The organism is Streptosporangium sp. NPDC004631, assembly GCF_053601935.1.
Window position 1 is genome coordinate 55,916 of sequence record NZ_JBSGCR010000029.1, and the last position, 26,152, is coordinate 82,067.

The following is a 26,152-nucleotide window of genomic DNA, read 5'->3' on the forward strand; positions in this document are numbered from 1 at the left end:
GCCCGTCACCACGGCGCCCGTCATCTCAGCCGGTCGAGCTCGTCCGCGAAGGCCAGCCGGTCGGCGATCACCGAGAGCGTGTCCGCCGGAAGCGCGCCCTCCTCCATGCTGAGCTCGATGAGCTCCTCGGCGCTCAGGCCGAGGTCGGTGAGGAGCTCGAAGTCACCGGCGGGCCGTACGCCCAGGTCGGGGGTCTCCTTGTCGGCGGCGACCCCGGCCAGCTCGGTGAAGAGCTCACCGAGCTCGTCGGAGAGGCCGGCCTGGGCGTCCGACAGGAAGGTGCGGGGCTCGGCGTCGTCCTGGTAGCGGACGATCGCGAACCACTCGTCCTCCACCTCCACGCAGAGCAGGACCATCTCGTCGCCGTTGAGCCCGAGGTTCTCCTGGACGGCGTCGCTGAGATCGTCGACTATCTCGGCGGCGCTGAGATCGACCTCAGCGCCGTTCCATCCGTCCGGGGTGCGGACGAAGGCTGCCGAGAACACGCTGTTACCGGATGGTCTGGAGGCCATGGCCGATCTCCCGAGGTCAGCCGAACACCGAGTCGATTGCGCGCTCGAACGGCTCGGAGAACCCCAGCCGTGCGGCGATGCTGGACAGAACGTCCTCGGGGAGCAGGTCGATGTCCCCCGAGAGGATGCCGAGCTCCATCTCGTCGAGGCCCAGGTCGGCGAAGATCGACAGGTCCCCGGCGGGAAGCGCCGTCTCCTCGTCCTGCAGGATCTCGTCGAGCTCGTCCTCGTCGGGCACCGGCACGTCGAGATACTCAAGCGCCTGCCGGGCGAGAGGATAGTCCCAGGACGCGGCGATGTCGGAGAGGAAAACCTCCGCCCGCTCACCGAACACCCTTAATGCCACGAAGAACTCATCCCCCACGGCAACCAGGCCAATCGTCCCGTTCATGCTCGGCTGCTGGCGGAGGGCGTGGATCAGGCCGTGCAGATCGGAGGTGAGCGCCACCGGGAGCATCTCCGCCTCCCAGCCGTCGTCCTCGCGGTAGACCACGATGGCAAAGTCCAGGGCTTCTTCGTCCGACATGGCCATCCCCACCGATGCGTTGTCTATGGACGCCAATGCTTTCAGAACCATCCCACCGGCGTACGCTCCGACGATCAAATTGTGACCAAAGTGCGCAGGTGATACGGGTCATACCATCCGGGCGACACCCGTTGTCTCCCGGGTGCCCATCCGGGATACCGTTGACGCCCATGGAAACCCTGGTCGTCGAGCACCCACTCGTGGCACACAAACTGACCGCTCTGCGGGACGCGGACACGGACTCGCCCACCTTCCGCCGGCTCGCCGACGAGTTGGTGACACTGCTCGCCTACGAGGCGACCCGGCACGTCCGCGTCACCGAGCTGACCGTGCGGACCCCGGTGGCGACGGCGCGGGGCGTACGGCTGGCGCAGCCGTACCCGCTGGTGGTTCCGATCCTCCGCGCGGGGCTGGGCATGCTGGAGGGCATGACCCGGCTGCTGCCGACCGCCGAGGTCGGCTTCCTCGGGATGATCCGCAACGAGTCCACGCTGAAGGCGGAGACCTACGCCACCCGGCTCCCGGACGACCTGTCCGGGCGTCAGGTCTACGTGGTCGACCCGATGCTGGCCACCGGCGGCACCCTGGCCGCGGCGATCGAGTTCCTCTTCGAGCGCGGTGCCGACGACGTGACCGCGCTGTGCCTGCTGGCGGCCCCCGAGGGCATCGCGCACCTGGACCGGGTCTTCGCGGGCGGCGACCGGCCGATCCGCCTGGTGACCGCGGCCCTGGACGAGCGGCTCAACGAGCAGGGTTACATCGTCCCGGGGCTGGGGGACGCGGGCGACCGCCTCTACGGCGTCGTCTGACTTCAGGGCACCGTCCGAAAAATCTTCTTCCCGAAAAGCGAGTCGTTCCGCCACTCGTCCGTTACATGATGTGCTTGTCTGGGTACCAAGAGTGACGAAGACATCTCTTCTGTGTTCCCGGCCAGGAGGGCCGCGGACGCACACCAGGGAGAACCATGAGCGAGCGAAGCATCCCGGATCCGGAGCCGGACCCCTACGAGCACGTCAGTGCCGCGTTGCGGGACGAGTTCTCCGAGGTCCATCCGGCGACCACGGTGACCCGCTGCATAGCGGCGGCGCACTACGGCGCGCTGGAGGTGACCGGCCACGCCCATCCGGGACTGGTCGAGCGGATCGCCCGCAAACACCTCGAAGTCCTCGCGCTGGTCGCGAGCGAGCGTGGGTGACGGAGATCACATCGTCCCGATCAGGTCTTCGCGGAACGCCTGGACACGAATGGGTCGATGCGCTTTACCTCGCGAATGCCATGGGTAATGTATACGGCGGGTGCAGTGGGTGAGTGGTAGTAGGAGGCCGAAGTGCAGGTCAAGAAGGCTCTATCGTACAGCGCCATCGCTTTCGTGGCGTTTTACCTGTTCACACGACCAGGTGATGCGGCAAACGCAGTAAGGGGCGCTATGGACACGGTTTTCAACGCGGCCGATTCTCTGGCCCAATTCGTTTCCCATCTGTCATGAGACTTGTGACCCACGGGGACTCCGCTCCCGCGTCGGTCAACCGCTACCTACTCCCCCACGAACACCAGGTCATCATGGTGCGGCGTCACCCGGCCGTGCTACTCCGTCCCGTCGCCGAGGTTCTCGGCGGCCTGATCCTGGCCGGACTGCTCAGCAAGTGGTTCGGCGACCAGGGCGGGAGCGGTGCTCTCGTCGTCGTCTGGTGGGCATGGCTGCTGCTGCTGATCCGCTTCGTGTGGAAGGTGGCCGAGTGGTCGGTCGACTACTTCGTGGTCACCTCCAAGCGGATGCTGCTCACCACGGGCCTGATCACGCGCAAGGTCGCGATGATGCCGCTCGGCAAGGTGACCGACATGAGCTTCCAGCGCTCACTGCTCGGCCGCATGCTGGGGTACGGCGAGTTCGTCCTGGAGTCGGCCGGTCAGGATCAGGCCCTGTCGACCGTGACCTACATCCCCTACCCGGAGACCCTGTATCTGGAGGTCTGCCAGATGCTCTTCCCCGGCGGTAACGATTCGGATGATTGAGGCCCCTATGTCCCTTCTGACATAGGGGTAGGCAAGACTCCCCTGTGGATTCTCTTCACGTGGGGTTACCGATTCGACTGCTTCGTGCAATCATGGCGGGAACATTGACCATCCCCCGCCCTGAGAGATCAGATGCCGAGTCAGGGAACCATCGGTGACCGCGTCCGCGGACTGCGGCTGAGTAGGCGCATGTCTCAGGCCCAGCTGGCAGGGCCTGACCTCTCCGACAGTTATGTCTCCCTCATCGAGTCCGGCAAGCGTACGCCGACCCCCGTGGTCGCGCGGCTGCTCGCCGAGCGGCTGGGGTGCACGACCGAGTTTCTGCTGCACGGGATCGAGCCGCGCCAGCGCATCGACACCGAGCTCGGCCTCCGCCACGCGGAGCTGGAGCTGCAGCACGGTGATCCGTCCGTCGCCGCCGAGCGGTTCGGTGAGATCGTCAAGGTCGCCGGCGAGGAGAACGCCATGCTGGCCGCGCACGCGCGGCTGGGGCGGGCTCGCTCCCTGGAGGCCCAGGGCAGGATCGGCGCCGCGGTGGAGGCGTTCGAGCGGCTCCGCCGCGAGGCCGCCGCCCACCCCGAGCGCCTGGCCGACCTGCCCCTGACGGTGGCCCTGAGCCGCTGCTACCAGCGCGCGGGGGACACCCTGCGTGCCAGGGACCTGGCGGCCCACGCGCTCACCCAGGTGAACCACCTGGCCCTCACCCAGGGCGAGATCGCCGTGGAGCTGGCCGCGGCCCTGGTGGAGACCGAGGCCGGCAGGCCGCAGTCTCCCGGGCTGTCCTACGTCCGGCACATCCTGGCCGTCAACGGCGTTCCGGCGGCGGTGAACCGCACCTTGGAGATCCACTCTCTCTGGGAGGCGAGCGTCGCCGCAGCCCAGGGCGAGGACTCCGCGCTGGCCGTACGGCTCGCCGACGACGCGATCGCGACCGGCCGTCCGGCGCGGATGGCGTTCCGGCTGGCCGGCATCGCGCTGGACTGGGCACGGCTCGCCGTCTCCCTCGACCAGACCTCACGCGAGGCGGCCTGCGAGCTGGCGACGGCCGCGAGCGGGGTTTACGCCGGGTTCACCGAGAAGGCCCGCGAACACGCCGGAAGCCTCGTCGTTCTCGCCCGTCTCCGGCTCGCCGACGGCGATTCGGACGGTGCGGCCGACCTGGCCGGCTCCGCCCTCGACACGCTGGCCGGCAGGTCAGGTCCCGTCTCCGCCACCGCGCACCTGGTGCGCGCCGAGGCCGCGCTCGCGCGCGGCACAGCCGCGAGGGAGGCCGAGGCGGCCCTGGACACCGCTCGCGATCTGCTCGACGACCTGCGTACCGAGCGCTCCCACCCCGATCGGGAGATCGCCCGGGTCTGGCGTGAACTAGGCGACCTCTACGGCAGGGTCGGCGCCGGTGAGGGACAGACCGGCGCGTATCGTAGGGCACTTGAGGCAGCCGGTGTGCGGGACGCGGTGGTGGGAATGACGGTCGATTCGGCGCTGGCCCGATAAGGCCATCCGCTTTCGCCGCGTTCCAGATTTGTTTCTCTGCCTCTGGAATAAATAGGGTCTACCAGTCATTGACTTGTAGGATGATTGGTTTCCCCGGAGGAGGCGGACTGTGAGTCTGCGTACGGCGCAGCGGGCGTCTCTCGTCGACCAGGTGATCGATCAGCTCAAAGAGCAGATCACTTCGAGCTCCTGGCAGATGAATACGAAGATTCCCACCGAGACCGTGCTCGCCGAACAGCTCGGGGTGGGGCGCAACACCGTGCGTGAGGCGGTGCGGGCCCTCACCCACGCCGGCCTGCTGGAGTGCCGTCAGGGCGACGGCACCTACGTCCGTGCCACGAGCGAGCTGTCGGGGGCCATGCTGCGGCGGCTGCGGGCCGCCGAACAGCTGGAGATCCTGGAGGTACGGCGCGCCCTGGAGGTGGAGGCCGCCCGGCTGGCCGCGACCAGGCGCACCGACGCCGACATCGTCCACATCGAGGCCGCCCTGGCCGAACGGGAGCGTGCCTGGGAGCTCGGCGAGCCCACCGCCTTCGTGGAGGCGGACCTCGCCTTCCACGTCGCCGTCGTCCAGGCCACCCACAATCTGGTCCTGATCGACCTCTACGAGGACTTCTCGGCGGCCCTGCGGGCCAGCATCACCGCCGCGGGCACCTCGATCAACAGCACCTACATCCCCCACGAGGCCATCGCGCGGGCCATCGCGGCGGGCGACGCCGCCGCCGCCGAGCGCGCCGGCCACGCCTGCATGGAGCACATCCTGATCGCCCTGACCGAGACCCAGGAGCTGTCGGCCTAGCTCCGTTCCCCAGCGGAGGTCATGGAGGCGTGAACACCCGGCCGCCGGCCCGAGACCGCCGGGGGCGGCCTTCCCCGTCCTCGGCGTCCCGAGCCGGCGGGGATCCGCGCCTCCCCTGAGGGGGCTCCCATGAGAGAGAGCCAGGCACCCGCCTGGCGAACCGTGGGGTGCGGAGGCCGCCAGGTGCCGGTCCGCCGACGCCGCACCGGTCCGCCACCGCCGGACTGTCAGCCGAGGCGCAGGGACATCACGAGGTAGCGGAAGTCGGGATCGGCGTCGCCGGGAACCTCGGTGATGAGGGCCGGACGGCTCGGGGAGTGCATGTTGAGCCGGACAAGCTCGGTCTCGACCCCGGCCAGGCCGTCCAGCAGGAACTGGGACTGGAAGGCGATCTGAATGTCGCCGCCGGACGACTCCGCGTCCAGGACCTCGGTGCCCCGGCCGAGATCGCCGCCGCCCGCCTGGATGAGCACCTGCCCCCGGCTGAAGGAGAGCCGGATCGCGGTGTTGGACTCGGCCACCAGCGCCACCCGCTTGATCGCCTCGATGAAGGGGGTCACCCTCAGGTCCGCCCGGATCGGCCAGTCGTCGGTCAGCCGGGAGCGGTAGTCGATGAACTGCTCGTCCAGCAGGCGGACGGTCGTGGTCCGGCCGACGCTCTCGAACCCGGCCACCCCGTCACCCAGTCCCACCGACACCTCGCCGCCACGCAGCGATCTGGCCACCTCGACGAGCACCCGGGCGGGCACCATGGCGGCGGCCGTGAGGTCGGGCCGCTCGGGACGCCAGGCGAACTCCCTGGCCGCGATGCGGTAGCGGTCGGTGGCGGCCATGGTCACGGTCTCACCGCCGATGTCGATCCGGACGCCGGTCAGCATGGGAAGCGTCTCGTCGCGGCTGGAGGCGGGAGCCACCTGGCTCACCGCGCTCGCGAAGACGCCGCCACCGAGCGCGCCGACCCTCGGTGGCGCCGTCGGCAGGGTCGGGAAGTCTTCCACCGGCATGGTGAGCAGGCCGAACTCGGCGCTGCCGCAGGTCAGCACCGCCTCGGAGCCGCTGGTGGCGATCTCCACGGGCATGGCGGGCAGGCTGCGGGTGATCTCGGCGAGGATCCGGCCCGGGATCAGCACCCGGCCAGGCTCGGACACGTCGGCCTCGACCGAGGCGCGGGCCGAGACGTCGTAGTCGAAGGCCGACAGCACGAGATCGTCACCGTCGGCCTCCAGCAACAGGCCGGAGAGCACGGGGAGGGCCGGGCGGTTCGGCAGCACCCGGGCGGCCCAGGCCACGGCGTCGGCCAGGACATCGCGATTAACCCGGAACTTCACCTGATCATTCCTTCGTCCTGAACGCCACCACCTGCGGTGACCGTACTCCTAGGAACGGTATCCGGTGCGTCCGACAGAAAACCCCCGGCCGTCGTCGTGGGCCGCCGGGCGGGGGTCATCCGCGGGCGGCGCCGAGATAGGCGAGTACGGCCAGGACCCGGCGGTTGTCGTCGTCGGAGGGGGCCAGGCCGAGCTTGCCGAAGATACCCGCGGTGTGCTTGCCGACCGCGCTCTCACTGAGGAACAGCCGCTGCGAGATGGCCGCGTTGGAACGGCCCTCGGCCATCAGCTCCAGCACCTCGCGCTCGCGCGGGGTCAGCGCCCCGAGCGGCTGGTGCCTGGCGGTGCTGGCCAGGAGTTTGGCGATCACCTCGGGGTCCATCGCGGTGCCCCCGGCGGCGACCCTGCGGACCGCGTCGACGAACTGCTCGGCGTTGAACACCCGATCCTTGAGGAGATAGCCGACCGCCCCCGAGCCGTCGGCCAGCAGTTCGCGGGCGTAGAGCTGCTCGACATGCTGGGAGAGCACCAGCACCGGCAGGCCGGGGACGGCCCTGCGGGCGGCCAGCGCGGCCTGAAGTCCCTCGTCGGTGAAGGTGGGCGGGAGCCGTACGTCCACCACGGCCACGTCGGGCCGCTCCGTGGTCAGCGCGGCGAGCAGCTCGGGCCCGGACTCGACCGCCGCGACGACCTCGAAGCCGTGCGCCTGGAGTAGGCGGACCAGACCGTCTCTCAGCAGGTAGAGGTCCTCGGCGATGACGACTCGGGAGCTCATAGGTCCGGCTCCGTGCCCTCCCGCGCCGGATGCCTCCGTGCGTGGATGATGGGAAGGCTTATGGCCAGGCCGTACATGGTGAGGCCCAGGGCGATGTTGAAGACGATCATCGGCCACTGCCACGGCCCGGGAAGGTAGAGCGCCAGGAACCAGCTGCGGACGTCCTGGCCGGTGATCTTCAGCACCATCGGGACCAGCCCCTGGGGAAACAGGGGGAGCCAGCCGAGTCCCCAGCCGAGTCCCACGACGGCGAGCTTCCACCGGGGCATGGAGGGTCTGACCGGTTCGAGCCCGGTCAGCGCGTACGGCAGGTCGATCGTGGCCGTGGTCGGTCCGCCCGGCGGGCTGCTGAGCGCGAGCACCCCGTCGAAGGCCGCCAGCCGCCGCTCGATGCCGTGCAGCCCGCTGCCCCGCGAGGGGTCGGCGCCTCCCGAGCCGTCGTCGGTGACGGTGACGCGCAATGTCCTGCCCCGGGTGCTGATGTCGATCCAGACGCGGTCCGCACCCCCGTGCCGGGCCGCGTTGGTGAGCAGCTCACTGATCGAGAAGTAGACCGCCGACTCGACAGGCGAGTCCGGGCGCGCCTTCAGGTCGACGGTGACCGTGACCTTCAGCGGGCTGTCCAGCGCCAGTGCCCGTATGGCGTCGCCGAGGCCGCGCTCGGCCAGGACCGGCGGATGGATGCCCCTGACCAGGTCGCGCAGCTCGGTGAGCGCCGTGGACGAGGCCTCACGGACCTTGGCCAGCAGGGTCTTGGCCGCGGCCGGATCCCTGTCCACCAGTTCCTCCACCGCGCCGAGCATCATGCCCATGGCGACGAGCCTGGCCTGGGCCCCGTCGTGCAGGTCACGTTCGATCCGCCGCAGCTCGGCCGCCTGGGAGTCGGCCACCTCCAGCCTGACCCGGTCGAGCTGCCGGATCCGGCCGCTCAGCACGGACTTGGCGGTGGGGGAGAGCAACAGCCGGTTCCACCAGGCGTAGCAGCGGAGCAGCCAGGGCGCCGAGGCCGCCCCGGCGACGGCGACGGCCACCCCCAGGGGCGCGGCCTGCGGGGCCCAGTACCAGGGCATGGCCAGACCGGATCCGAGCGCGCCCAGAGGCAGCAGCAACAGGGCCCCGCCGACGAGCGGGTTGAGGAACAGCCAGAGCCCGTCCCGCCAGGTGGCCGGGTCGGTGAACATCCAGTTCAGGCGGTTGTTCCAGGCCGGCCAGCGCGGGGTCTTGTAGAGCTGGCGCTCGTGCCGGTACCAGCCGTCCGGCTGGGGGCGGGGCGGAGGCGGCGGCGTCCGGTAGGACGGGGGAACCTCCACGCCCAGCCACCGGCCGGTCAGCCTTCTGGCCAGCATGGTGCGGCGCCTGATCAGCCTGGTCGTCGGCATGAAGAAGAAGATCAGCCCGAACGTCAGAAGCACCATGGCGGCGGCGGTCAGCGCGACCAGCACGACGTCCGCCAGGGCCAGCCCTCCCAGGGCCGCCCCCAGCGCCAGTGCCCGGCCGATCGTCGTCGCGTGTCGTCTCATGGATAAGAGTCTCGGTGATCGGGGCCGCGGTGCCCAGTGAGGCCATGCGCCCTCCCGGGGTGGAGGTATCCCCACCCCCGGCGGGTACCCAGACGGCTTCCGCACGGCCGGCGGCCGGTCCTAGCGTCATCGGCATGAAGGTCATCGAGGTCGACAACCTCCGCAAACGGTACCGTGACCGGCTCGCGGTGGACGACGTGTCGTTCACCGTCGAGGAGGGCGAGATCTTCGGCGTTCTCGGTCCCAACGGGGCGGGCAAGACGACCACCGTCGAGTGCGTCGCGGGCCTGCGCACCCCCGATTCGGGGACCGTGAGGGTGCTGGGGGGTCTGGGCGGCACCGAGCTCAGGGAACGGCTCGGCGTCCAGCTGCAGAGATCCGTCCTGCCCGCGAAGATCAAGGTCTGGGAGGCGCTCGACCTCTACGCCTCCTTCTACAGGAGGCCCGCCGACCAGGTCGCGCTGATGGAGCGGGTCGGGCTGGCCGACCGGAGAAACACCGCCTACGGCAAGCTCTCCGGCGGCCAGCAGCAACGACTGTCCATCGCGCTGGCGCTGGTCGGCAACCCTCGGGTGGCGATCCTGGACGAGCTGACCACCGGTCTCGACCCGCAGGCCCGCCGGGAGACCTGGGAGCTCATCAGGCAGATCCGCGCGGACGGGGTGACGATCGTGCTGGTCACCCACTTCATGGAGGAGGCCGAGCGGCTCTGCGACCGGCTGGCGCTGATCGACTCCGGCCGGCTGGTCGCCGTCGACAGCCCGTCCGGGCTGATCTCCCGGATCGACCGGCCGCAGCGCGTCAGGTTCCGGCCGTCCCGCGCCTTCGACGACGCGGTACTCGGCGTCCTGCCCGAGGTGGGCGAGGTGAGACACGACGGTGCGCTGATCGAGGTCACCGGCACCGGCGACCTGCTCCTGGCGATCGCCACCGCCCTGGCCTCGGTCGAGGTCGTCCCGGCCGACCTCCGGCTGGAACAGGCCACCCTCGACGACGCCTTCCTGGCCCTCACCGGAAAGAAGATCTCCGCATGAAAAAGATGATCATGATCGAGGCGAAGCTCTTCCTGCGCGAACCGGGCGGTCCGATCTTCGCGATCCTGCTCCCCCTCGCGCTGCTGCTGGGGCTGGGCAGCATCCCCGGCTTCCGGGAGGCCAGCCCCGAGCTGGGCGGGGAACGGGTGATCGACACCCAGCTCCCGGGCATGATGGTGATCCTGTCCGTGGTGACGATGGCGCTGACCGTACTGCCCGGCACGCTGGTGACCTACCGGGAGAGCGGCGTGCTGCGCCGAATGTCCACCACCCCGGTCGGCCCGGCGCGGCTGCTGGTCGCCCAGGTGGTGAACAACATCGCGGTGACGGTCGTCGCCACCGCGGCGCTGATCGGCCTGGGCACTCTCGTCCTCGGCGTGCCGGCGCCCCGCGCCCTCGCGTCGTTCGTGGGTGTCCTCCTGCTCGGCAGCGCGTCGATGTTCGGCCTGGGCCTGCTCATCGCCGCGGTGGCGCCCAGCGCCAAGTCCGCGCCCGGCATCGGCTCGCTGCTGATGTTCCCGCTGCTCTTCCTGGCCGGCATGTGGATCCCCCGCGAACTGCTCCCCGACCTGGCACGGCGGATCGGCGACTTCCTGCCGATGGCCCCGTTCGCCCAGGCGCTCCGCGACACCTGGGCGGGCCACGCGCCGCAACCGCTGCATCTGGTGGTGATGGCGGCGACAGTGCTGGTCACCGGCGTGCTGGCCACCCGGCTGTTCCGCTGGGAGTGACCCGCCGAGTGGTCGTTCGGAGCCGGGGAACGGCGGGTGAGGCGATCCGTGCGACAACCGGTGAGGGGCGGCCATCCGGGAGGGTACGGCGCACAACCGGGCGAATACCGCGCCGAAAATTCCGTGCGATCCGTTGAACCCGTTCCGGATCCGGCCGCGTACTGCCTGCCGACGCCGAAATCGCTCAGCCTCCCCGGCTGTGGGACGGCGAGTGGCCCGATCACCCGGCACAGCGCGGGGCCCCCGGTCTCCTGGGCATTCGCACGGATCAAAGGACGCAGGCCATGATGCGACAGAGCACCTGTCCCCCGCCACCGGCCGACCCGCTCGGATTCGAATCCCCGGTGAACACCTCACGCGGACCCGGTGGCCCGCTCAGGTGGTCGCGGCGGCCGCGTCCGGAGGAAAGGGGGGTGACGGCGTGAACTCGCGGATCGAACACACCGACGTGGGCGCCTACGCCCTGGGACTGCTCGAAGAGGCCGACCGGAACGCCTTCTCGGCGCACCTTTCCGGCTGCTTCTCCTGTGCGGCGGAGCTGGCCGGGATCTCCGGAACGGCGGGGGTGCTCGCCGGGGTCGGCCCCGTCGAGGACGACAACCGCGACGGTGGAGCCCCAGCCGAGATGATCGACCTGCTCCGGTACAGGCAGGCGTCCGTCCGGCGGGCCCGCAGGAGGACGTTCGTGATCGGCATCGCCGCCGCCGTCGCCCTGGTGGCCGGCGGGGTCACGGTGGGCACCGTCGTCTCCGGCACCGGCGGGGCCGGAGTGCCCGGACACTCCGCGCACGGTCCGGCCGAGGAGTTCTTCCGGCGGGGAGAGCCAATCGCCGGAACGGGCGCCGCCGGCGTCGCGGGTGAGCTGGTGCTGGAGGGCAAGGGCTGGGGGACCCACGCCGCCCTCAAGCTCACCGGCGTCAGGGGACCTCTGGAGTGCGATCTGATCGCCGTCTCCAGGACGGGCGGGCGGCGCGTCGTCACCGGATGGGCGGTGCCGGTCGCCGGATACGGGGTCACCGGCTCCCCTGAGCCGCTGTACGTGCACGGCGGGACCGCGTTCCCGCCCGCCGACATCGACCGTTTCGAGGTGAGGACGACCGACGGCAGGACACTGCTCACCGTCAAGGTCTGATCCACGGAAACGCCCTCTCGCCGACGAATCCCGAAATCGTCCGTCACATCCCCGAAGGACGGGGACCGCGACGACCCCTCGAATTCGCCACCCGGCGAGGGGGCGTTTTCTGCCCCCTGGCGAATACGTAAATTTACGGATTTATCGGTTGAACTTCTCTCTTCTCCGGCGCCGTACAACAGGGAGAAAGGCACAACGGCTTCAGTTATCGCACGTCAACGAGAGGTTCATCATGTCCAAGCGCACCCTCGCCCTTCCCGCCGTGGCCCTCACCGCCGGTCTGATCGCCGCGTCGGCGCCCACGGCCGCGCAGGCCGGCACCACGGAGTCCGCGGCGGCCCGGGGCTCCTCGTCGTCCCCGGCCGTCTACTTCGCCGCCCGTCTCACCGGAGCCAACGAGGTGCCCGTCAAGGGCGGTCCGGCCGTGGGCGACAAGGACGGAAGCGCCTACGCCGTGATCCGGGTCAGCGGCGACCAGATCTCCTACGCCGTACGGTGGAGAAACACCGCCGCGCCCACGGCCTTCCACATCCACCAGGGCCGGGCGGGCGCCAACGGCGACGTCAAGGTCGGCTTCTTCGGCGAGGCGCTGCCGGGGAGCGCGAAGGCCGTGGCCGGCGGCGTCAAGGTCGGGGACAGCGGGCTGTCGGCCGCCATCAAGAAGAACCCGGGCGGGTTCTACGCCAACCTGCACACCGGTGAGTTCCCCGGCGGAGCGGTACGAGCCCAGCTGTTCAGGCTCAGCCATCCGGTCGACCTGGCAGCGATCCTGGCCGACGGCACCCACGCCGCGTTCCAGTCGCAGGCCGACGGCGCCCAGGAGGTGCCCGCCGACGGCAAGAAGGTCGGCGACCCGGACGGCCGCGCCCAGTGGCTCATCGGCCTCGACGGCGCGAACCTGCGCTACGCCACCGTCTGGAACCGGGTCTCCGCCCCCACCAACGGGCACATCCACCGGGGTGAGAAGGGGAAGAACGGCCCGGTCGTGGTCGACCTCTTCGCCGACGCCAACGGCCTGCCCGAGTCGATCACCGGAATCGCCGGCACCGCGCCGGTGAAGTCCGACATCGCACAGGGAATCAAGAAGAACCCCATGAACTGGTACGCCAACCTGCACACCACGGAGTTCGACGGCGGCGCGGTCCGCGGCCAGCTGCACCGGGCCCACGGCGGCTGGTGACCCCGCGGCTTTGACCACGCGGCGCCCCGGCGCCGGCCGAGGACGTCCGGCGGCCCCGCTCACCGGGTGTCCCGGCCGGGCCCGGCGGGATCAGCCGATGTCGATGCCGCGCCGCCGGACGGCGTCGGCGACGGCCGGCGGGAAATCGGGCCCTGAGCCGTCCGGGTTCGGAGCACCCAGTGAGTTGAGGGCCGCGACGATCCGCTTCTCCTCGTAGACGAAGTGCGACTCCAGCAGGGCGGCCAGGCCGTCCAGCTCGGCTCGCACGCGCTGCACCTCGGCCGGACCGGGGTCCGCCACGAGACCGCCGAGCAACTCCTCCAGCTCGCGCAGGATCCCGGCCACCAGATGATGGTCTCGGCTCAGCTCCTCAAGCACGGGGCGCAGTTCGGGGAACCGCTCCGCCAGGGCGGGGAACGCCCCGTCGTCCTCGGCGGTGTGATGCAGGCTCAGCGCCGAGCAGAACGTCAGGCAGTGCGCCCGCAGCTCCCGTGGCCGCTCGGCGTGGCCGTCGAGGTGGGCGTCAACGTCCTCACGGAGCCTGGCCAGCTCCTCGCGGAGCCATATGTGAACTTCGATCAACTGGTTGCCGAACGCCGTGAGACGGCCGTCCGGGTCGGTGGGGGTTTCCATGGATATCCCATGTTTCGGCGCCTCCATGCCCACGGCTGTCTCTTCGCCGGGTGCACCGCGACACTGACCGGGGATTCCATCATCATTCGGACGGACCGTCAAGCAGTCACCGACCGGCCCGGGCTGCGAGGATACGCGGGCTGACAGTGACCATGCCAGGAGTTCCGAGGACCGCCGGCGGGCCGCCGGTCCTCATCGCTCCGGTGAGGGGGGCGGATGACGATCCACGGGGTGTTGTTCGACGTTGACGACACGCTCTTCGACTACTCGGCCTCGGAGCGGGCCGGCGTGCTCGCACACCTGGCCGCCGAGAGGCTGCTGGAACTGTTCCCGTCACCGGCCGACGCTGTGGCGGTCTGGCAGAAGATCACGGAGGAGGAGTACGCGCGCTTTCTCGCCGGCGAGTCGACGTTCACCGAGCAGCGGCACGCGAGGACCAGGCGGCTTCTCGCACACGTCGGGCGCCTTCCGCCCGGCGGTATCTCCGATCGCCAGGCGTCCGACTGGTTCGCCGGACACGAAAGACTCCGAGACGCCACGTGGGCCGCCTTCCCGGACGCCGAACCCGCGCTCAGCACGCTCGCGCCGGGATTCCGGCTCGGCGTCGTCTCCAACTCGTCGTCGGCGCACCAGCGGCGCAAACTCCACGCGATCGGACTGCTGCGTCATTTCGGTGACGCGATCCTCTGTTCGGACGAACACGGCGCGGCCAAGCCGGACCCCGGTATCTTCCTGGCGGGGTGCGAGATGCTTGGCCTGCCCCCTCACCAGGTCGCCTACGTCGGCGACGCGTACGAGACCGACGGCCTTGGCGCCCGCGACGCGGGCCTGCGCTCCTACTGGCTCGACCGGGTGTCCACCGGAACGACGCCCCCTGACGGGGTCACGGTGATCCGCTCGCTGGAGGAGTTGGCGACCGCCCTGAGTCGGTGTCCTGGGTGATGATCGATGCCGGCCGGTGTCCTCGGCGCGGGAGGTGGTGCGGCCGAGCCCTGCTTCACCGACCTCACCGATCGCGATCGCAAGCTGTACCGCTTCACGCGTCGCAGCGTCACAACAGAGCTCAAGGACGACATCCGATCTTGGATCGACGCCTGGAACGCCGCTCCAAGCCCTTCCCCTGGACCAAAGCCGCTAACGAGATCCTTGGGAACCTCGACGCTTGGCGCAAAATAACCGGCGACTCGGAAGGTGTTCGAGAGGTGATCGCCAACCTCAACGGACCCATTCGAGTGGCCGTGGTCCGGGCCTCTGGGCGGGATAACCGCGGATGATCCGCCGCAGCGGGGTGCTGATCGCCGCCCACCGGATCATCGCCTCGCTCGTTACCGGTCGACGCTCGTAGTCGCGGGCCAGTCGCCGATGCATCATCAGCCAGGCCAGGGCCCGCTCGACCACCCACCGCCTGGGACGCACCCGAAAGCCGCGCTGCTCGGCGGGCTTGGCGACGATGAACACGATGATGCCCGGCGCCTCGCGCGCCCAGGCCACCAATCGTCCGGAAAAGCCCTGATCGGCGAAGACCACCCGACCCGGCAAACGCCGCTCAGATACAACCCCGGCAGCAGGGTCGTGGCCCCGGCGCGGTCCTGCACGCTCGCCGGGCGGACCATCACCGCCGGCAGCAGCCCGAGCGTGTCGGTGATTACGAACCGCTTGCGCCCATTGATCTTCTTGTTCGCGTCATAACCGCGGCTGTCGGCCCCGAACCGATCTGCTCGGTCGGCTTGCCCAGCTGACCGAAAGTGCGATCGATGCGCAGCCGGGCTGGACGGTGGTCACCGGGTCGCCACTCGCGTCGTTCGTCGACCGGCACCGCGTTCTTGGGCGGCTTGGCGCCGGTCTTCCAGCCTGTGCCGTCCACCGGGGTGGTTGTCGTCTCGGTCTTCACCAAGGACGGGAATCCCTTGGCCGACCCAGTCAGCGGCTTGGGAGTGACCGGCTCCCAGCGAGTCGAATGGACTCCGGCGCATACTCCGCCGAACACCGGCGCATCGGGTGTCACCGTGGCGTGCCGATGGATCAGGGGGCGCCGTACCAGCGCCAGGAGGTCGGGTGGGGGCGGCCGGGGAGGTCCGCGCGGCCGGTGGACCACAGGAGGGCGGGCCAGCGGTCGGTGTCGGTCGGGGCGTCGGGGAACAGGCGGTTCAGGACCCGGTCGCACAGGTCGGCGGGCGGCTCCCACCCGACGCCGAGTCCCTCGGCGACGTCGTGCGTGTGCACCAGGATCTCCACCACGCCCATGGCCGCGAAGCCCTCCGGGTCCGCGACCCCGAAGACGTGGAACGCTCGGACATCCGGTGAGGCGGTACGGACCACGGCGACCAGCAGGGCCCCGCTGGCCTCCAGCACCTGGAGCAGCCCGGCGGGGCCGAGACGGCGATTCGCGAAGATCACGTTCGCCGGTCCTCCCGGATTCCTCCGGATCCAGTCGAACGGGACGTGGTCGTCCAGCGGGGGCGTCTCGGGCCCCAACTGGGCCGCGTAGGAGAACAGGTCGTCGGCGAGGTGCTCGACGGTCTCCCAGCAACTCCACTCCAGGGAGCCCGCCCTGACGTCCCAGTCCGCCGCGAGCGCCGGGCGCAGGGCGGCGACCGCCAGCCGGACGGCGCGCTGAACGTCGTCGGCGGTGACGGGACCGGCAGAAGATCCAGACGTCCGAGACATGGCACGACCCTACATGATCGTTTCTCCCCTTCCCACTGCTCGGGTTTCACGGCGCCGGTACGGCGAGCAGCGGTGTGGATGACCGGGCGCCGGCGGACGGCGCCCGGCCCGGCGAACGACCCCGGTCACGGCATCAGGCTCCGCTGTGCGGACCGTCTCGACGGGAAGTTCCACGTCGTACGGCCCGGGCCCCTCCTTTCCGAACCGCACGACATACGGCGCGGCGGCGCGCCGGGGAAGGACGCCGCGGCGCCTGCTTCAGGGGGCGCGGAGCCCGGCGGCTGTCCCACCGGCGGCGGGATCCGGGCGGGACGGAGGAGTCGGTCCACCCGTCGCGGTGCCGCCCGGACATGTCGCGGTGACGGCCGGATGTACGGCGACGCCAGATCACGCCGTCACCTGCCCCGCCGCCTGCCCTGTCACCCGGGCGGCGACCGCCTCCTGCCGGTCGACCACGACGCCCCAGTCCAGGTCACTCTCAGCGCCGGCCTGGACGAGCAACGTGGTGAAGACCTTCTCCCAGGTGCCGTCGGCGGCCCACTTCCGCAGCCGGTTGTGGGCGCCTTTCCACGAGCCGAACTCGGTCGGCATGTCCATCCGGGAAGAACCGGTCCGGTACTTCCCGGCGATCGCGTCGATCACCTGCCGGTGATCCCGCCATCGCCCGCCTCGTCGAGGTGTCCGGTCCGGCAACAGCGGCTCGATCCGAGCCCATTGGGCATCGGTCAACGACACCCCAGATCAACGATCAGTTGACATCCTCCCCTCCCTGAAGGGAGGGGATTCCAACCGTCGCCGGTTGGGTTTCCTGTTTCACAGCCGGTCGCCCGCCCGGAAGGATTTCCGTTGGGGTCTTACACCGGCTCCGCAGGCGTTTTACCTCTCCGCCAGCCCGGCGGCGAGGATGTTGATCGCGGCATTCACATCCCGGTCGTGGTGTGCGCCGCAGGGACAGGTCCACTCCCGGACGTTCAGCGGCATGGACGACTGGACGGCTCCGCACGCCGAGCAGAGCTTGGAGGAGGGGAACCAGCGGTCCACAACCACCAGCTCCCGCCCGTACCAGGCGCACTTGTACTCCAGCATGCCCCGCAGCTGCCGCCACGAGGCGTCGGAGATCGCCCGGGCCAGGGAGTGGTTTTTCACCAGGTTGCGGACGGTGAGGTCCTCGATCGCGACCGTTTGGTTCTCACGGACGAGACGAGTGGTGAGCTTGTGCAGGTGATCGCGGCGGCGGTCGGTGATCCGCGCGTGCACGCGGGCGACCTTCCGGCGGGCCTTGGCCCGGTTCGCCGAGCCCTTGGCCTTACGGGCCAGCTCCCGCTGAGCCTTGGCGAGCTTGCGCCGGTCGGCGCGCTCATGCCTCGGGTTGACGACCTTCTCCCCGGTCGACAGGGCCACCAGGGACGTGATCCCGGCATCGACCCCGACCGACGCGTCCACCGGGTCGAGCGGGCGGATCGTCTCCTCCACCAGCAGGGACACAAACCAGCGTCCCGCCGCGTCCCTCGACACGGTGACGGTGGACGGCTCCGTGCCCTCGGGAAGAGGCCGCGACCACACGATGTTCAGCGGGCCGTCCATCTTCGCCAAGGTCAGCGCGCCCTCGCGCCAGCGGAACGCCGAGCGGGTGTACTCCGCGCTCGCCCGCGACCTCTTGCGCGCCTTGAAGGTGGGGTACTTGGCCCGCTTGGCGAAGAAGTTCGCGAACGCCGCCTGAAGATGCCGCAACGCCTGCTGGAGCGGCACCGACGACACCTCGTTCAAGAACGCGAGGCCGGCGGTCTTCTTCCACGCGGTCAGTACCGCCGACGACTCCACGTAGGAGACCTTCCGGCCTTCCAGCGTGTAGGCGCGGGTGCGCATCTCCAGAGCCTTGTTGTAGACGAGGCGGGCGCAGCCGAACGTCCGGGCAAGCTCGGAAGCCTGCTCGGGGGTCGGGTGGAAGCGGTACTTGTAGGCCCGCTTCACGATCTGCGCCACGCCTCACATTCTACCGCACGATCAGTTAAGTATCGTGCGTGTTTCCGTACGGCGGTTCGCCCTACGGCGAATCGCCTGCCCCTGCCCTGCTCCGCAGGGGCCCGATTCCTCCCCGGCCTAAAGGCGGGGTCTCCCCGGAGGTTTCCTATGAACGCCGCACGGTCCCGGGCCTCGGGCTTACGGAGCACAAGCCGTTCGGTCCTTATCGGGGCAGGTGGCCAGGCGACGGAACCGAGCTCAGTCATGGCGGGCAACCTACCGCACGCCCGTGAGAGTGATCCGAAGGAGAAGGCCTAGTGGGGGGCCATGTCGACGAAGCGGCTGTAGTGGCCCTGGAAGGCGACGGTGACGGTGGCGGTGGGGCCGTTACGGTGCTTGGCCACGATCAGGTCGGCCTCACCCGCTCGGGGGGACTCGCGCTCGTAGGCGTCCTCACGGTGGAGAAGGATGACCATGTCGGCGTCCTGCTCGATCGAGTTGTGAACGCCGATGCCGTTCGCCACGAAGTTGTGGGTGCCCGGCACGGTGGCGTCGAAGACGGCCTGCTCCCCCTGACTCTCGACGGAGACGACCTCGTCCCAGAAGACGTCGTTGGTCGCGATCATCTCCAGCCGGGCGTCGTCGAGGATCACGGCCACCCGTCCCAGGCGTTCGCGGACGGGGGCGCGGTGCCCCGGGGCGCCTGCGCCGGGCCGGGTGCCGGACTCGGCCGGGGGGCCGTGGCGGGCCGGGCCCTCCTCGGCCAGCACGTTCCCCACCCTGTCCCAGACCTGGTGGGGAACGGTGTCAAGGGCCTTCTCCGCCGTGACCGCGCGCAGCGCGGTGGCGCACCGCTCCGCCTCCGCCGACCGCGGGCCGTGCGCACCGATGTCGTGGAGGAAACGGAGCTGGTTCTCCGGGCCGTGGACGTACAGCCGGTATCCCGGCCGGTGACCGTCCTCCCGGGTCTCCGCCACCCCGGTCATCACATTGAAGCGCAGCAGGAGCCGGGCGACGTCGTCGACCAGTCGCCGGCTCGTGGAGGTGTAGTCGATCCGTGCCCGGCCGTTCCCCTCGTCCCATCGGACGGAACCGCCGGCCGCCCACAGGTGCCGCAGGAAGAGGGCGAGCCCCGGTCCGGGGAGGGAGAAGACCTCCGCGGGAACATGTCTCCGCGGGCCCCCCGGCCCGGAGGGCCCGGGTGAGCCCGGCCGCGCGGAGATCGGATCCCCGGACCCGTCACCGACCGCGCGCGCCAGCAGGACGACGTCGTCCTGTGACCACTCCTGGAGCCGCTCGGGAGCCGGCACGTGGCGGGGCACCGCCAGCCGGGCCCCCGGCGGGAGCTCGCCCAGCGGACGCCAGCCGTCGTAGGTCATGAAGGGGTGATTCGCCGTCGCCGTGATCTCCCGGCCGGACCTCAGCCGGAGCCGGAAGACCTCCTTGACCCCGCTCGGGAACACATGGGTCATGGTTCTCGGGATGAGCCGGAGCCGCTCGTCGAGCGACCACACGGGAATGTCGCGCTCTCCCCTCTCCAGCAACTCCCCCAGGGACGTCTCGGCGCCGGTGTCGGCGCGGAGGATCCGGGTGTCGGCGGTGAGACAGCCCGACTCACGGAGGTCGCTGACCATGGGGCGCTTGTCGGTCCGCTGCTCGGGGCCACGGTTCAGCTGGGAGATCGCGATGACCGGCACCTCCAGCTCCTTGGCGAGAAGCTTGATCGCCCGGGAGATCTCGGAGACCTCGTTCTGCCGGCTCTCCGTCTTCTTGGGCGAGGACATCAGCTGGAGGTAGTCGATGATGACGAAACGCAGGTCGTTGCGCTGCTTGAGGCGGCGGCACTTGGCCCGGATCTCCATCATCGACATGTTGGGCGAGTCGTCGATGAACAGCGGGGCCTCGGCCACCTCGCCCATCCGCCGGGCCAGCTTGGCCCAGTCGTCGTCGGTCATCGTGCCCGACCGCATCGAGTGGAGCGCGACCCTGGCCTCGGCCGAGAGCAGGCGCATGGTGATCTCGTTACGCGACATCTCCAGCGAGAACACCACGGTGGTCATGCCGTGTTTGATGGCGGCGGATCTGGCGAAATCCAGCCCCAGGGTCGACTTGCCGATGGCCGGCCGCGCGGCCACGACGATCATCTGGCCGGGGTGGAGGCCGTTGGTGAGGGCGTCGAGGTCCTGGAAGCCGGTGGGGACGCCGACCATCTGGCCGCCCCGGCCGCCGATGGCCTCCAGCTCGTCGAGGGCGCCCGGCATGATGTCGGCCAGGGGGATGTAGTCCTCGGAGGTGCGGCGCTCGGTGACCTTGTAGATCTCGGCCTGGGCGCGGTCGACGAGATCGTCGACCTCCTCGTCCTGCCCGCCGTACCCGTAGGAGACGATGCGGGTGCCGGCCTCGATGAGCCTCCGGAGGATGGCCTGCTCACGGACGATCCTCGCGTAGTAGCCGGCGTTGGCCGCGGTGGGCACGACGGCGGTCAGCGTGTGGAGATAGGCGCCGCCGCCGATCCGGGCGACCTCCCCGCGCTTCTGGAGCTCGTCGAAGATGGTGACGGCGTCGGCGGGGTCGCCTCTGCCGTACAGGTCGGTGATGATGTCGTAGATGATCTGGTGGGCGGGGCGGTAGAAGTCGTCGGAGCGGATGACCTCCACCACGTCGGCGATGGCGTCCTTGGACAGGAGCATGCCGCCGAGGACGGACTGCTCGGCCTCGATGTTGTTCGGCGGGGTGCGCTCGAACCCTGGCTCGAAGACCGGTGGCTCCGCGATGCTCACCGTGCACCCCCTCTTTCGAACGTGGTTTCGCTATCTCCAGTTGTAGCCGACCGGTGTGACAGTCTCGCCGTTTCCCGGACCAGGTGGCAACGCGACCTGTCGACAGAGGTGTGGATAAGGTGTGCAGTTTTCCCCCAGAGATGTGGGCACCTTGGGGACAGTGCTGTGGATAACTGCTTTCCGCGACCCGGAACACCGCTCTGGCCTGCAAAAACGTCATCCACTGCCTGTGGATGAAAGAAAGTTGTGGCGACACGCCGAAACTCTCCCCCCTCGGGGTGGCTCATCCCCTTGATCCCCTTGACGGCCTCCGCAGGGGTAACGGACACAATGGAGAGGTGCCCCTCACCTCCAGCGCGGACCGCGCCCACGACAGGCAGATCCTCCGGCTGGCGGTCCCGGCCTTCGGAGCCCTGGTGGCCGAGCCCCTGTTCCTGCTGACCGACACCGTCATCGTCAGCCGTCTGCCCGCGCCCGCGCTCGGCGCGCTGGGGGTGGCGAGCACCGTGCTGGGCTTCCTGGTGGGGCTGTGCGTGTTCCTCGCCTACGGCACGACGGCGGCGGTGGCCCGGCAGATCGGCGCGGGCGACCTCCGGCGGGCCGTCCGGCAGGGGGTGGACGGTCTCTGGCTGGCCGCGGGGGTCGGACTGGCGATCATCGTGGTGGTGTGGCCGCTGGCGCCCTGGCTGGTCCACCTGATCGGCGCCGAGGACGAGATGGCCCGGCAGGCGGTCACGTACCTGAGGATCAGCCTCCTGGGCGTTCCCGCCATGCTGCTGGTGCTGGCCGGGACCGGCGTGCTGCGGGGCATGCAGGACACCACGACCCCGCTGCTGGTCTCGGTGGGGTCCTTCGCGCTCAACGCGGTGCTCAACCTCGTCTTCGTCCTGGGCCTGGGCTGGGGCATCGCGGGCGCGGCCTGGGGCACCGTGCTGGCCCAGTCGCTCGCCGCCGCGGTATATCTCGCCCTGATGTTCGGGCGGCACCGGGCGCCGCTCCGGCCCGACCCAGCGGGCGTCAGGGCCGCGGGTTCGGCCGGGATCGCCCTGGTCATCCGTACGGCGTGCATGCAGGTGGTGCTGACCGTCGCGGCCACCCTGGCGACCCGGATGGGCCAGGAGCAGATAGAGGCCCACACGATCGCCATCAGGATCTGGACCCTGCTGGCGTTCGCCCTGGACGCGATCGCCATCGCCGGGCAGGCCATCACCGGCCGGGCCCTGGGCGCCGGCGACGTGATCGGAACCCGGAGGGCGACCCGGAGGATGGTCGAGTGGGGGATCGGCTCGGGCCTGCTGCTCGGGTTCCTGGTGATCGCGGCCAGGCCGTTCGTGCCCGGCGTGTTCGACGCCGACCCCGTGGTGGCCGGGGAGTTGCTCGACCTGCTCTGGGTGATAGGGGCCCTTCAGGTGGTCGCGGGGGTGGTGTTCGTCCTGGACGGTGTGCTGATCGGCGCGGGTGACCAGCGCTATCTCGCCTGGGCGGGGCTGTGGACGACCCTGGCGTACCTGCCCGCCGCGCTGGCCGTGGTGGCCGCCGGCGGCGGCCTGGTGACGTTGTGGCTGGCGCTGGGGGTGTGGATGGCGGCCCGGCTGATCACCCTGGGCCTTCGGGCACGCGGCACGGCGTGGTTGGTGATCGGTGCGTGATCTGGAGGTGTCCACCACGTAACCGGCAAGCTCTTGTCCCGTGGGAATGCCCTGCGGCACTGTGAACAAGCCCGGCAAAACGGATGCTTCACCCATCATGATTGGGTCACGTCGTGCGCGAAGGTCATTCTCCGTCGATTGCCCGCCGATTATCCCCGAGCGAGGCGACAGACCGGTGGACCGGCGCGCGTCACGGTCTGCCCAAGGCCTACGGTCCGGCGGATCTCACCGTACTGGGCGTCGGCGTCATGATCGGCGCGGGCATCTTCAGCCTCGCGGGCCGCCAGGCGGCCTCCATGGCCGGCCCCGGCGTGATCCTCTCCTTCATGATCGCGGGTATCACCAGCCTGCTCGTGGCCTTCTGTTTCGCCGAGCTGTCCTCCGCCCTGCCGGCCTCGGGCAGCGCCTACACCTTCACCTACGTCATCTTCGGCGAGGTCTGGGCCTGGATCGTCGGCTGGGCGCTGGTGATGGAGCTTCTCATCGCCACGGCGGTGGTGGCCAGGGTCTGGTCGCTCTACGCCGCCCAGATGCTCACCGACCTCGGGGCGCACTTCCCCGCACCGCTCGCCGGGCTCACCGGCCGGGTCGAGGGGTTCGACCTGTTCACGCTGTTCATCCTGGTACTGCTGACGATCGTGGTGGCGCTGGGCGCCCGGGTCGGCCTGCGGGCCCTGTGGATCATCGTGGTCGCCAAGCTGATGGCCATCGGCGCGGTCATCGTGGTCGGCGCCACGCACTTCGACAAGCGCAACCTGGCCGCCATCCCCGCCCCGCAGGCTCGCGCGCAGGCGGCCACCGACACCCTGCACTCGCCGCTGCTGGGCCTTCTCTCCGGCCACACCAGCGCGTTCGGCTGGTTCGGCATCTTCGCCGCCTCGGCGGCCATCACCTTCGCCTACATCGGCTTCGACGTCGTGGCCACCGCGGCCGAGGAGGCCGAGGACGCTCCCCGGTCGATTCCGAAGGGCATCATCCGCAGCCTGGTGATCACCACGATCATCTACATCTCGGTGGCGGTGGTGATGGTGGGGATGATCCCCTACGACAGGATCGACATCGAGGCCCCGCTCGCCGACGCCTTCCGCGGCGCGGGCGAGGGCTTCATGGTGCACATCATCAACATCGGCGCGGTGCTCGGCCTCACCACGGTCGTCCTGGTGCTGCTGGTCGGGCTGACCCGCGTCATGTTCTCCATGGCCAGGGACGGGCTGTTCCCGCACCGGCTGGCCAGGATCAACCGGAGCTACCACAGCCCGACCCGGGTCACCCTGATCATCGGCGGCCTGGCGATCGTGCTCGCCGAGTTCGTGCCGGTGCTCACGCTCGAACCGCTGGTCGTGATCGGCTCCCTGTCCGTGTTCGTCGTGGTGGCCGCCGGGGTGATCAGGATGCGGCGGACCATGCCCGACCTGCCCCGCGGCTTCCGTGTGCCGCTCTCCCCCGGCGTGCCGCTGGCCTCGATCGCCGCCTGCCTCTGGCTACTGGTGAACCTCCAGCTCATCACCTGGCTGTACTTCATCGCCTGGATGGCCTTCGGCGTCCTGGTCTACCTGGTGTACGGCAGGCGCAACAGCGTGCTCGCCGGGATCTCGGCCGACTCCCTCAACCTCAACGCCGGGATCCGCGGACGGCACCGGCGCTGAGGCGGCACACCCGCCGAAAGGCCCGCGTCACGTCCCGGCCTGCGACCGGGCCCCTCACAACCGCCGGGCGTCGAGCACGCTCCGCAGGAACTCCCGGGTCCGGGGCTGCCGGGGATCGGTGAAGATCTGCTCCGGGGTACCGCGCTCCAGGAGCACACCGCCGTCGAGAAAGCAGACGGTGTCCGCGATCTCCCGGCAGAAACCCATCTCATGAGTGGTCAGGATCATGGTCATCCCCCCCTCCTTGAGCTCCCGGATCACCCCGAGCACCTCGGTGACCAGCGTCGGGTCCAGGGCCGAGGTCACCTCGTCCAGCAGCATCAGGCGGGGCTGGGTGGCCAGGGCACGGATGACGGCGACGCGCTGCTGCTGGCCGCCGGAGAGCCGATCGGGGTAGGAGGCCGCCTTGTCCGCCAGGCCGAACCTGGTCAGCAGGTCGCGGGCGTGGTGCTCGGCCTGTCCCCTGCCGACCCCGTGCACCTTGCGCGGGGCCAGCGTGATGTTGTCCAGCACGGTCATGTGCGGGAACAGGTTGAACGCCTGGAACACGATGCCCATGCGCTTGCGCACCTCGTCGGCGTTGACCCGGACGTCGGTGATGTCGTCGCCGTCCAGGTGGATCGTGCCGTCGTCCACGGTCTCCAGCAGGTTCACACAGCGCAGCAGGGTGGACTTGCCCGACCCTGAGGCGCCGATCAGGCAGACCACCTCGTGCGCGTCGACCGACAGGTCGACTCCGCGCAGCACGCCGTGGCCGTGATAGTTCTTCCAGACGCCCTCGACGGTCAGCAGGCTCAAGGTCTCTCCTCACCCGCCGGCTCGGTGGCCGGCGGCCCGTATCCGCCGCGCCCGCCGCCCCGGACGCACCCGTCGGCTCGCCCGTTCCGCCCGCTCACTGGCCCCGCCGCCGCTGCGAACGGGCCGCCAGATAGTCGGTGAAGCGGGCCATGGGGATGGTGAGCAGGATGAACAGCAGCGCCGCCACCAGGTAGGGCGTGTAGTTGAACGTGCCGGCGGCGTGGATCTGCGCCTGGCGCAGCGCCTCCAGCGGGCCGATCGTGGCGACCAGCGCGGTGTCCTTCTGCAACGAGACGAAGTCGTTGAGCAGGGGCGGCACCACCCGGCGTACGGCCTGCGGCACCACCACGTACCGCATGGTCCTGCCGTGGCTCAGCCCGAGGGACCGGGCGGCGGCCCGCTGGCTCGGGTGCACCGAGTCGATCCCCGCCCTGAACACCTCGGCCACGTACGCCCCGTAGGACAGGGTGAGCGCGATGACGCCGAGCGTCGCCAGATCCGTCGGCACGCCCCGCAGGCCCAGCGCGGGCAGGCCGAACCCGACGAGATAGATGACCAGGATGGTGGGCACGCCGCGGAAGACGTCGGTGTAGGTCACCGCGAGGGCGCGCAGCGGGAAGAACACCGGCGCCTTGAGGTTGCGCGCCAACGCGACCAGCAGACCCACGACGAGGATCAGCGGCTCGGCGATCAGGAAGATCTTGATGTTGAGCAGGAAGCCGCTCAGCACGTCCGGCAGCGCCTTGACGAACTGCTCGGGGTTGAAGAACGTCTCCTGGACCCGGGGCCAGCCGGGCGAGTTGGCGAAGACCCACCCGATCAGGACGATCACCAGGACCGTGGAGACGGTCGCGATCGAGCCCGACCGGACCGACCGCCGCCTGCGCAGACGCTCCCGTTCCCGTTGCCGTTCGCTCTTCACCCAGCCGGACGCGGCCGTCACACGGTCGCTCACCGTCGCCCGCCGGGGTTC

25 protein-coding genes and 1 pseudogene are annotated in these 26,152 nt (G+C 70.0%); 12 read left to right on the forward strand and 14 right to left on the reverse strand.

Going from position 1 to position 26,152, the window contains the following annotated elements; all coding sequences use genetic code 11:
* Window positions 1–20 precede the first annotated feature (20 nt).
* Both ACWEF2_RS24910 and ACWEF2_RS24915 read right to left on the reverse strand, forming a co-directional pair.
* A complete protein-coding gene (locus ACWEF2_RS24910; protein WP_355600113.1) occupies window positions 21–512 on the reverse strand; it encodes a tRNA adenosine deaminase-associated protein in 492 nt (163 codons plus the stop codon).
* A 16-nt stretch (window positions 513–528) separates the two neighbouring features.
* A complete protein-coding gene (locus ACWEF2_RS24915; protein ID WP_453818765.1) occupies window positions 529–1,038 on the reverse strand; it encodes a tRNA adenosine deaminase-associated protein in 510 nt (169 codons plus the stop codon).
* A gap of 170 nt (window positions 1,039–1,208) precedes the next feature.
* Here ACWEF2_RS24915 and upp point away from each other — a divergent pair, with 170 nt between their 5' ends.
* The 5 genes from upp (at window position 1,209) to ACWEF2_RS24940 (ending at window position 5,344) form a co-directional block, all read left to right on the forward strand.
* Window positions 1,209–1,847, forward strand: a complete 639-nt coding sequence (gene upp, locus ACWEF2_RS24920; RefSeq protein ID WP_453818796.1) for a uracil phosphoribosyltransferase — start codon at window positions 1,209–1,211, stop codon at window positions 1,845–1,847.
* Between the two features lie 155 nt (window positions 1,848–2,002).
* Complete coding sequence (locus ACWEF2_RS24925; protein WP_453818766.1) at window positions 2,003–2,233, forward strand: hypothetical protein; 231 nt, start codon at window positions 2,003–2,005, stop codon at window positions 2,231–2,233.
* A gap of 287 nt (window positions 2,234–2,520) precedes the next feature.
* On the forward strand, window positions 2,521–3,051 hold the full coding sequence (locus ACWEF2_RS24930; protein WP_453818767.1) for a PH domain-containing protein: 531 nt from the start codon (window positions 2,521–2,523) through the stop codon (window positions 3,049–3,051).
* Between the two features lie 132 nt (window positions 3,052–3,183).
* Window positions 3,184–4,545 (forward strand): helix-turn-helix domain-containing protein, encoded by a 1,362-nt coding sequence (locus tag ACWEF2_RS24935; protein ID WP_453818768.1) that lies wholly within the window; start codon window positions 3,184–3,186, stop codon window positions 4,543–4,545.
* Between the two features lie 109 nt (window positions 4,546–4,654).
* Window positions 4,655–5,344, forward strand: coding sequence for a FadR/GntR family transcriptional regulator (locus ACWEF2_RS24940; protein WP_355600106.1), 690 nt, complete (start codon window positions 4,655–4,657; stop codon window positions 5,342–5,344).
* A gap of 227 nt (window positions 5,345–5,571) precedes the next feature.
* Here the strand turns inward: ACWEF2_RS24940 and dnaN are convergent, their stop codons facing one another.
* The 3 genes from dnaN to ACWEF2_RS24955 form a co-directional block, all read right to left on the reverse strand.
* Complete coding sequence (gene dnaN / locus ACWEF2_RS24945; RefSeq protein WP_453818769.1) at window positions 5,572–6,672, reverse strand: DNA polymerase III subunit beta; 1,101 nt, start codon at window positions 6,670–6,672, stop codon at window positions 5,572–5,574.
* Window positions 6,673–6,787: 115 nt separating this feature from the next.
* Complete coding sequence (locus ACWEF2_RS24950) at window positions 6,788–7,447, reverse strand: response regulator transcription factor (protein ID WP_453818770.1); 660 nt, start codon at window positions 7,445–7,447, stop codon at window positions 6,788–6,790.
* Window positions 7,444–8,967, reverse strand: a complete 1,524-nt coding sequence (locus ACWEF2_RS24955) for a sensor histidine kinase (protein ID WP_453818771.1) — start codon at window positions 8,965–8,967, stop codon at window positions 7,444–7,446. Before ACWEF2_RS24955 ends, ACWEF2_RS24950 begins: the two co-directional genes overlap by 4 nt.
* A 134-nt stretch (window positions 8,968–9,101) precedes the next feature.
* Between ACWEF2_RS24955 and ACWEF2_RS24960 the strand changes: the two genes are divergently transcribed.
* From ACWEF2_RS24960 to ACWEF2_RS24975, 4 genes are all read left to right on the forward strand, one after another.
* On the forward strand, window positions 9,102–10,001 hold the full coding sequence (locus tag ACWEF2_RS24960) for an ABC transporter ATP-binding protein (protein ID WP_453818772.1): 900 nt from the start codon (window positions 9,102–9,104) through the stop codon (window positions 9,999–10,001).
* Complete coding sequence (locus ACWEF2_RS24965) at window positions 9,998–10,732, forward strand: ABC transporter permease (protein ID WP_453818773.1); 735 nt, start codon at window positions 9,998–10,000, stop codon at window positions 10,730–10,732. The genes ACWEF2_RS24960 and ACWEF2_RS24965 overlap by 4 nt, the downstream gene beginning before the upstream one ends.
* Window positions 10,733–11,153: 421 nt before the next feature.
* Window positions 11,154–11,864 carry an anti-sigma factor family protein gene (locus ACWEF2_RS24970; protein WP_453818774.1) on the forward strand — a complete coding sequence of 237 codons (711 nt, stop codon included), beginning with the start codon at window positions 11,154–11,156 and terminating at the stop codon, window positions 11,862–11,864.
* Window positions 11,865–12,096: 232 nt separating this feature from the next.
* Window positions 12,097–13,044, forward strand: a complete 948-nt coding sequence (locus ACWEF2_RS24975; protein WP_453818775.1) for a CHRD domain-containing protein — start codon at window positions 12,097–12,099, stop codon at window positions 13,042–13,044.
* 90 nt (window positions 13,045–13,134) lie between these two features.
* Here ACWEF2_RS24975 and ACWEF2_RS24980 read toward each other — a convergent pair whose 3' ends face one another.
* Window positions 13,135–13,677 carry a hemerythrin domain-containing protein gene (locus ACWEF2_RS24980; RefSeq protein WP_453818776.1) on the reverse strand — a complete coding sequence of 181 codons (543 nt, stop codon included), beginning with the start codon at window positions 13,675–13,677 and terminating at the stop codon, window positions 13,135–13,137.
* Window positions 13,678–13,893: 216 nt separating this feature from the next.
* Here ACWEF2_RS24980 and ACWEF2_RS24985 point away from each other — a divergent pair, with 216 nt between their 5' ends.
* Entirely contained in the window at window positions 13,894–14,619 is a 726-nt protein-coding gene (locus ACWEF2_RS24985; RefSeq protein ID WP_453818777.1) for an HAD family hydrolase, read from the forward strand.
* Window positions 14,620–14,892: 273 nt separating this feature from the next.
* Here ACWEF2_RS24985 and ACWEF2_RS24990 read toward each other — a convergent pair whose 3' ends face one another.
* The 6 genes and pseudogenes from ACWEF2_RS24990 to ACWEF2_RS25015 all read right to left on the reverse strand — a co-directional run bounded on the left by ACWEF2_RS24990 (window position 14,893) and on the right by ACWEF2_RS25015 (window position 21,086).
* Window positions 14,893–15,216, reverse strand: a complete 324-nt coding sequence (locus tag ACWEF2_RS24990; RefSeq protein WP_453818778.1) for a transposase — start codon at window positions 15,214–15,216, stop codon at window positions 14,893–14,895.
* A 106-nt stretch (window positions 15,217–15,322) separates the two neighbouring features.
* Entirely contained in the window at window positions 15,323–15,571 is a 249-nt protein-coding gene (locus ACWEF2_RS24995; RefSeq protein ID WP_453818779.1) for a hypothetical protein, read from the reverse strand.
* Window positions 15,572–15,699: 128 nt separating this feature from the next.
* Window positions 15,700–16,344, reverse strand: a complete 645-nt coding sequence (locus ACWEF2_RS25000) for a hypothetical protein (protein ID WP_453818780.1) — start codon at window positions 16,342–16,344, stop codon at window positions 15,700–15,702.
* Between the two features lie 387 nt (window positions 16,345–16,731).
* On the reverse strand, window positions 16,732–17,079 hold the full coding sequence (locus ACWEF2_RS25005) for a transposase (RefSeq protein WP_453818781.1): 348 nt from the start codon (window positions 17,077–17,079) through the stop codon (window positions 16,732–16,734).
* 13 nt (window positions 17,080–17,092) lie between these two features.
* Window positions 17,093–18,327 (reverse strand): annotated as a pseudogene (locus ACWEF2_RS25010) (RNA-guided endonuclease InsQ/TnpB family protein).
* A gap of 293 nt (window positions 18,328–18,620) precedes the next feature.
* Window positions 18,621–21,086, reverse strand: coding sequence for a replicative DNA helicase (locus tag ACWEF2_RS25015; RefSeq protein ID WP_453818782.1), 2,466 nt, complete (start codon window positions 21,084–21,086; stop codon window positions 18,621–18,623).
* Window positions 21,087–21,424: 338 nt separating this feature from the next.
* Here ACWEF2_RS25015 and ACWEF2_RS25020 point away from each other — a divergent pair, with 338 nt between their 5' ends.
* Together ACWEF2_RS25020 and ACWEF2_RS25025 are read left to right on the forward strand one after the other, a co-directional pair.
* Window positions 21,425–22,735: an MATE family efflux transporter gene (locus tag ACWEF2_RS25020; protein WP_453818783.1), complete on the forward strand. Its 1,311-nt coding sequence runs from the start codon at window positions 21,425–21,427 to the stop codon at window positions 22,733–22,735.
* A 113-nt stretch (window positions 22,736–22,848) separates the two neighbouring features.
* Entirely contained in the window at window positions 22,849–24,381 is a 1,533-nt protein-coding gene (locus ACWEF2_RS25025) for an APC family permease (RefSeq protein WP_453818784.1), read from the forward strand.
* Between the two features lie 54 nt (window positions 24,382–24,435).
* Here the strand turns inward: ACWEF2_RS25025 and ACWEF2_RS25030 are convergent, their stop codons facing one another.
* The gene (locus ACWEF2_RS25030) at window positions 24,436–25,179 is read right to left on the reverse strand and encodes an amino acid ABC transporter ATP-binding protein (protein WP_453818785.1); all 744 of its coding nucleotides are present in this window, start codon (window positions 25,177–25,179) and stop codon (window positions 24,436–24,438) included.
* A gap of 94 nt (window positions 25,180–25,273) precedes the next feature.
* A complete protein-coding gene (locus ACWEF2_RS25035; protein WP_453818786.1) occupies window positions 25,274–26,134 on the reverse strand; it encodes an amino acid ABC transporter permease in 861 nt (286 codons plus the stop codon).
* Window positions 26,135–26,152: the final 18 nt, after the last annotated feature.

Excerpts from the sequence above, each read along its gene's own strand:
- ACWEF2_RS24955 (WP_453818771.1), bottom strand. The coding sequence starts at position 8,967 with ATGAGACGACACGCGACGACGATCGGCCGGGCACTGGCGCTGGGGGCG.
- ACWEF2_RS24925 (WP_453818766.1), top strand. The coding sequence starts at position 2,003 with ATGAGCGAGCGAAGCATCCCGGATCCGGAGCCGGACCCCTACGAGCAC.
- ACWEF2_RS24985 (WP_453818777.1), top strand. The coding sequence starts at position 13,894 with ATGACGATCCACGGGGTGTTGTTCGACGTTGACGACACGCTCTTCGAC.
- ACWEF2_RS25000 (WP_453818780.1), bottom strand. The coding sequence starts at position 16,344 with ATGTCTCGGACGTCTGGATCTTCTGCCGGTCCCGTCACCGCCGACGAC.
- ACWEF2_RS24930 (WP_453818767.1), top strand. The coding sequence starts at position 2,521 with ATGAGACTTGTGACCCACGGGGACTCCGCTCCCGCGTCGGTCAACCGC.
- ACWEF2_RS24980 (WP_453818776.1), bottom strand. The coding sequence starts at position 13,677 with ATGGAAACCCCCACCGACCCGGACGGCCGTCTCACGGCGTTCGGCAAC.
- ACWEF2_RS24975 (WP_453818775.1), top strand. The coding sequence starts at position 12,097 with ATGTCCAAGCGCACCCTCGCCCTTCCCGCCGTGGCCCTCACCGCCGGT.
- ACWEF2_RS24910 (WP_355600113.1), bottom strand. The coding sequence starts at position 512 with ATGGCCTCCAGACCATCCGGTAACAGCGTGTTCTCGGCAGCCTTCGTC.
- ACWEF2_RS24915 (WP_453818765.1), bottom strand. The coding sequence starts at position 1,038 with ATGTCGGACGAAGAAGCCCTGGACTTTGCCATCGTGGTCTACCGCGAG.
- ACWEF2_RS24965 (WP_453818773.1), top strand. The coding sequence starts at position 9,998 with ATGAAAAAGATGATCATGATCGAGGCGAAGCTCTTCCTGCGCGAACCG.
- ACWEF2_RS24935 (WP_453818768.1), top strand. The coding sequence starts at position 3,184 with ATGCCGAGTCAGGGAACCATCGGTGACCGCGTCCGCGGACTGCGGCTG.
- upp (WP_453818796.1), top strand. The coding sequence starts at position 1,209 with ATGGAAACCCTGGTCGTCGAGCACCCACTCGTGGCACACAAACTGACC.
- ACWEF2_RS24950 (WP_453818770.1), bottom strand. The coding sequence starts at position 7,447 with ATGAGCTCCCGAGTCGTCATCGCCGAGGACCTCTACCTGCTGAGAGAC.
- ACWEF2_RS24960 (WP_453818772.1), top strand. The coding sequence starts at position 9,102 with ATGAAGGTCATCGAGGTCGACAACCTCCGCAAACGGTACCGTGACCGG.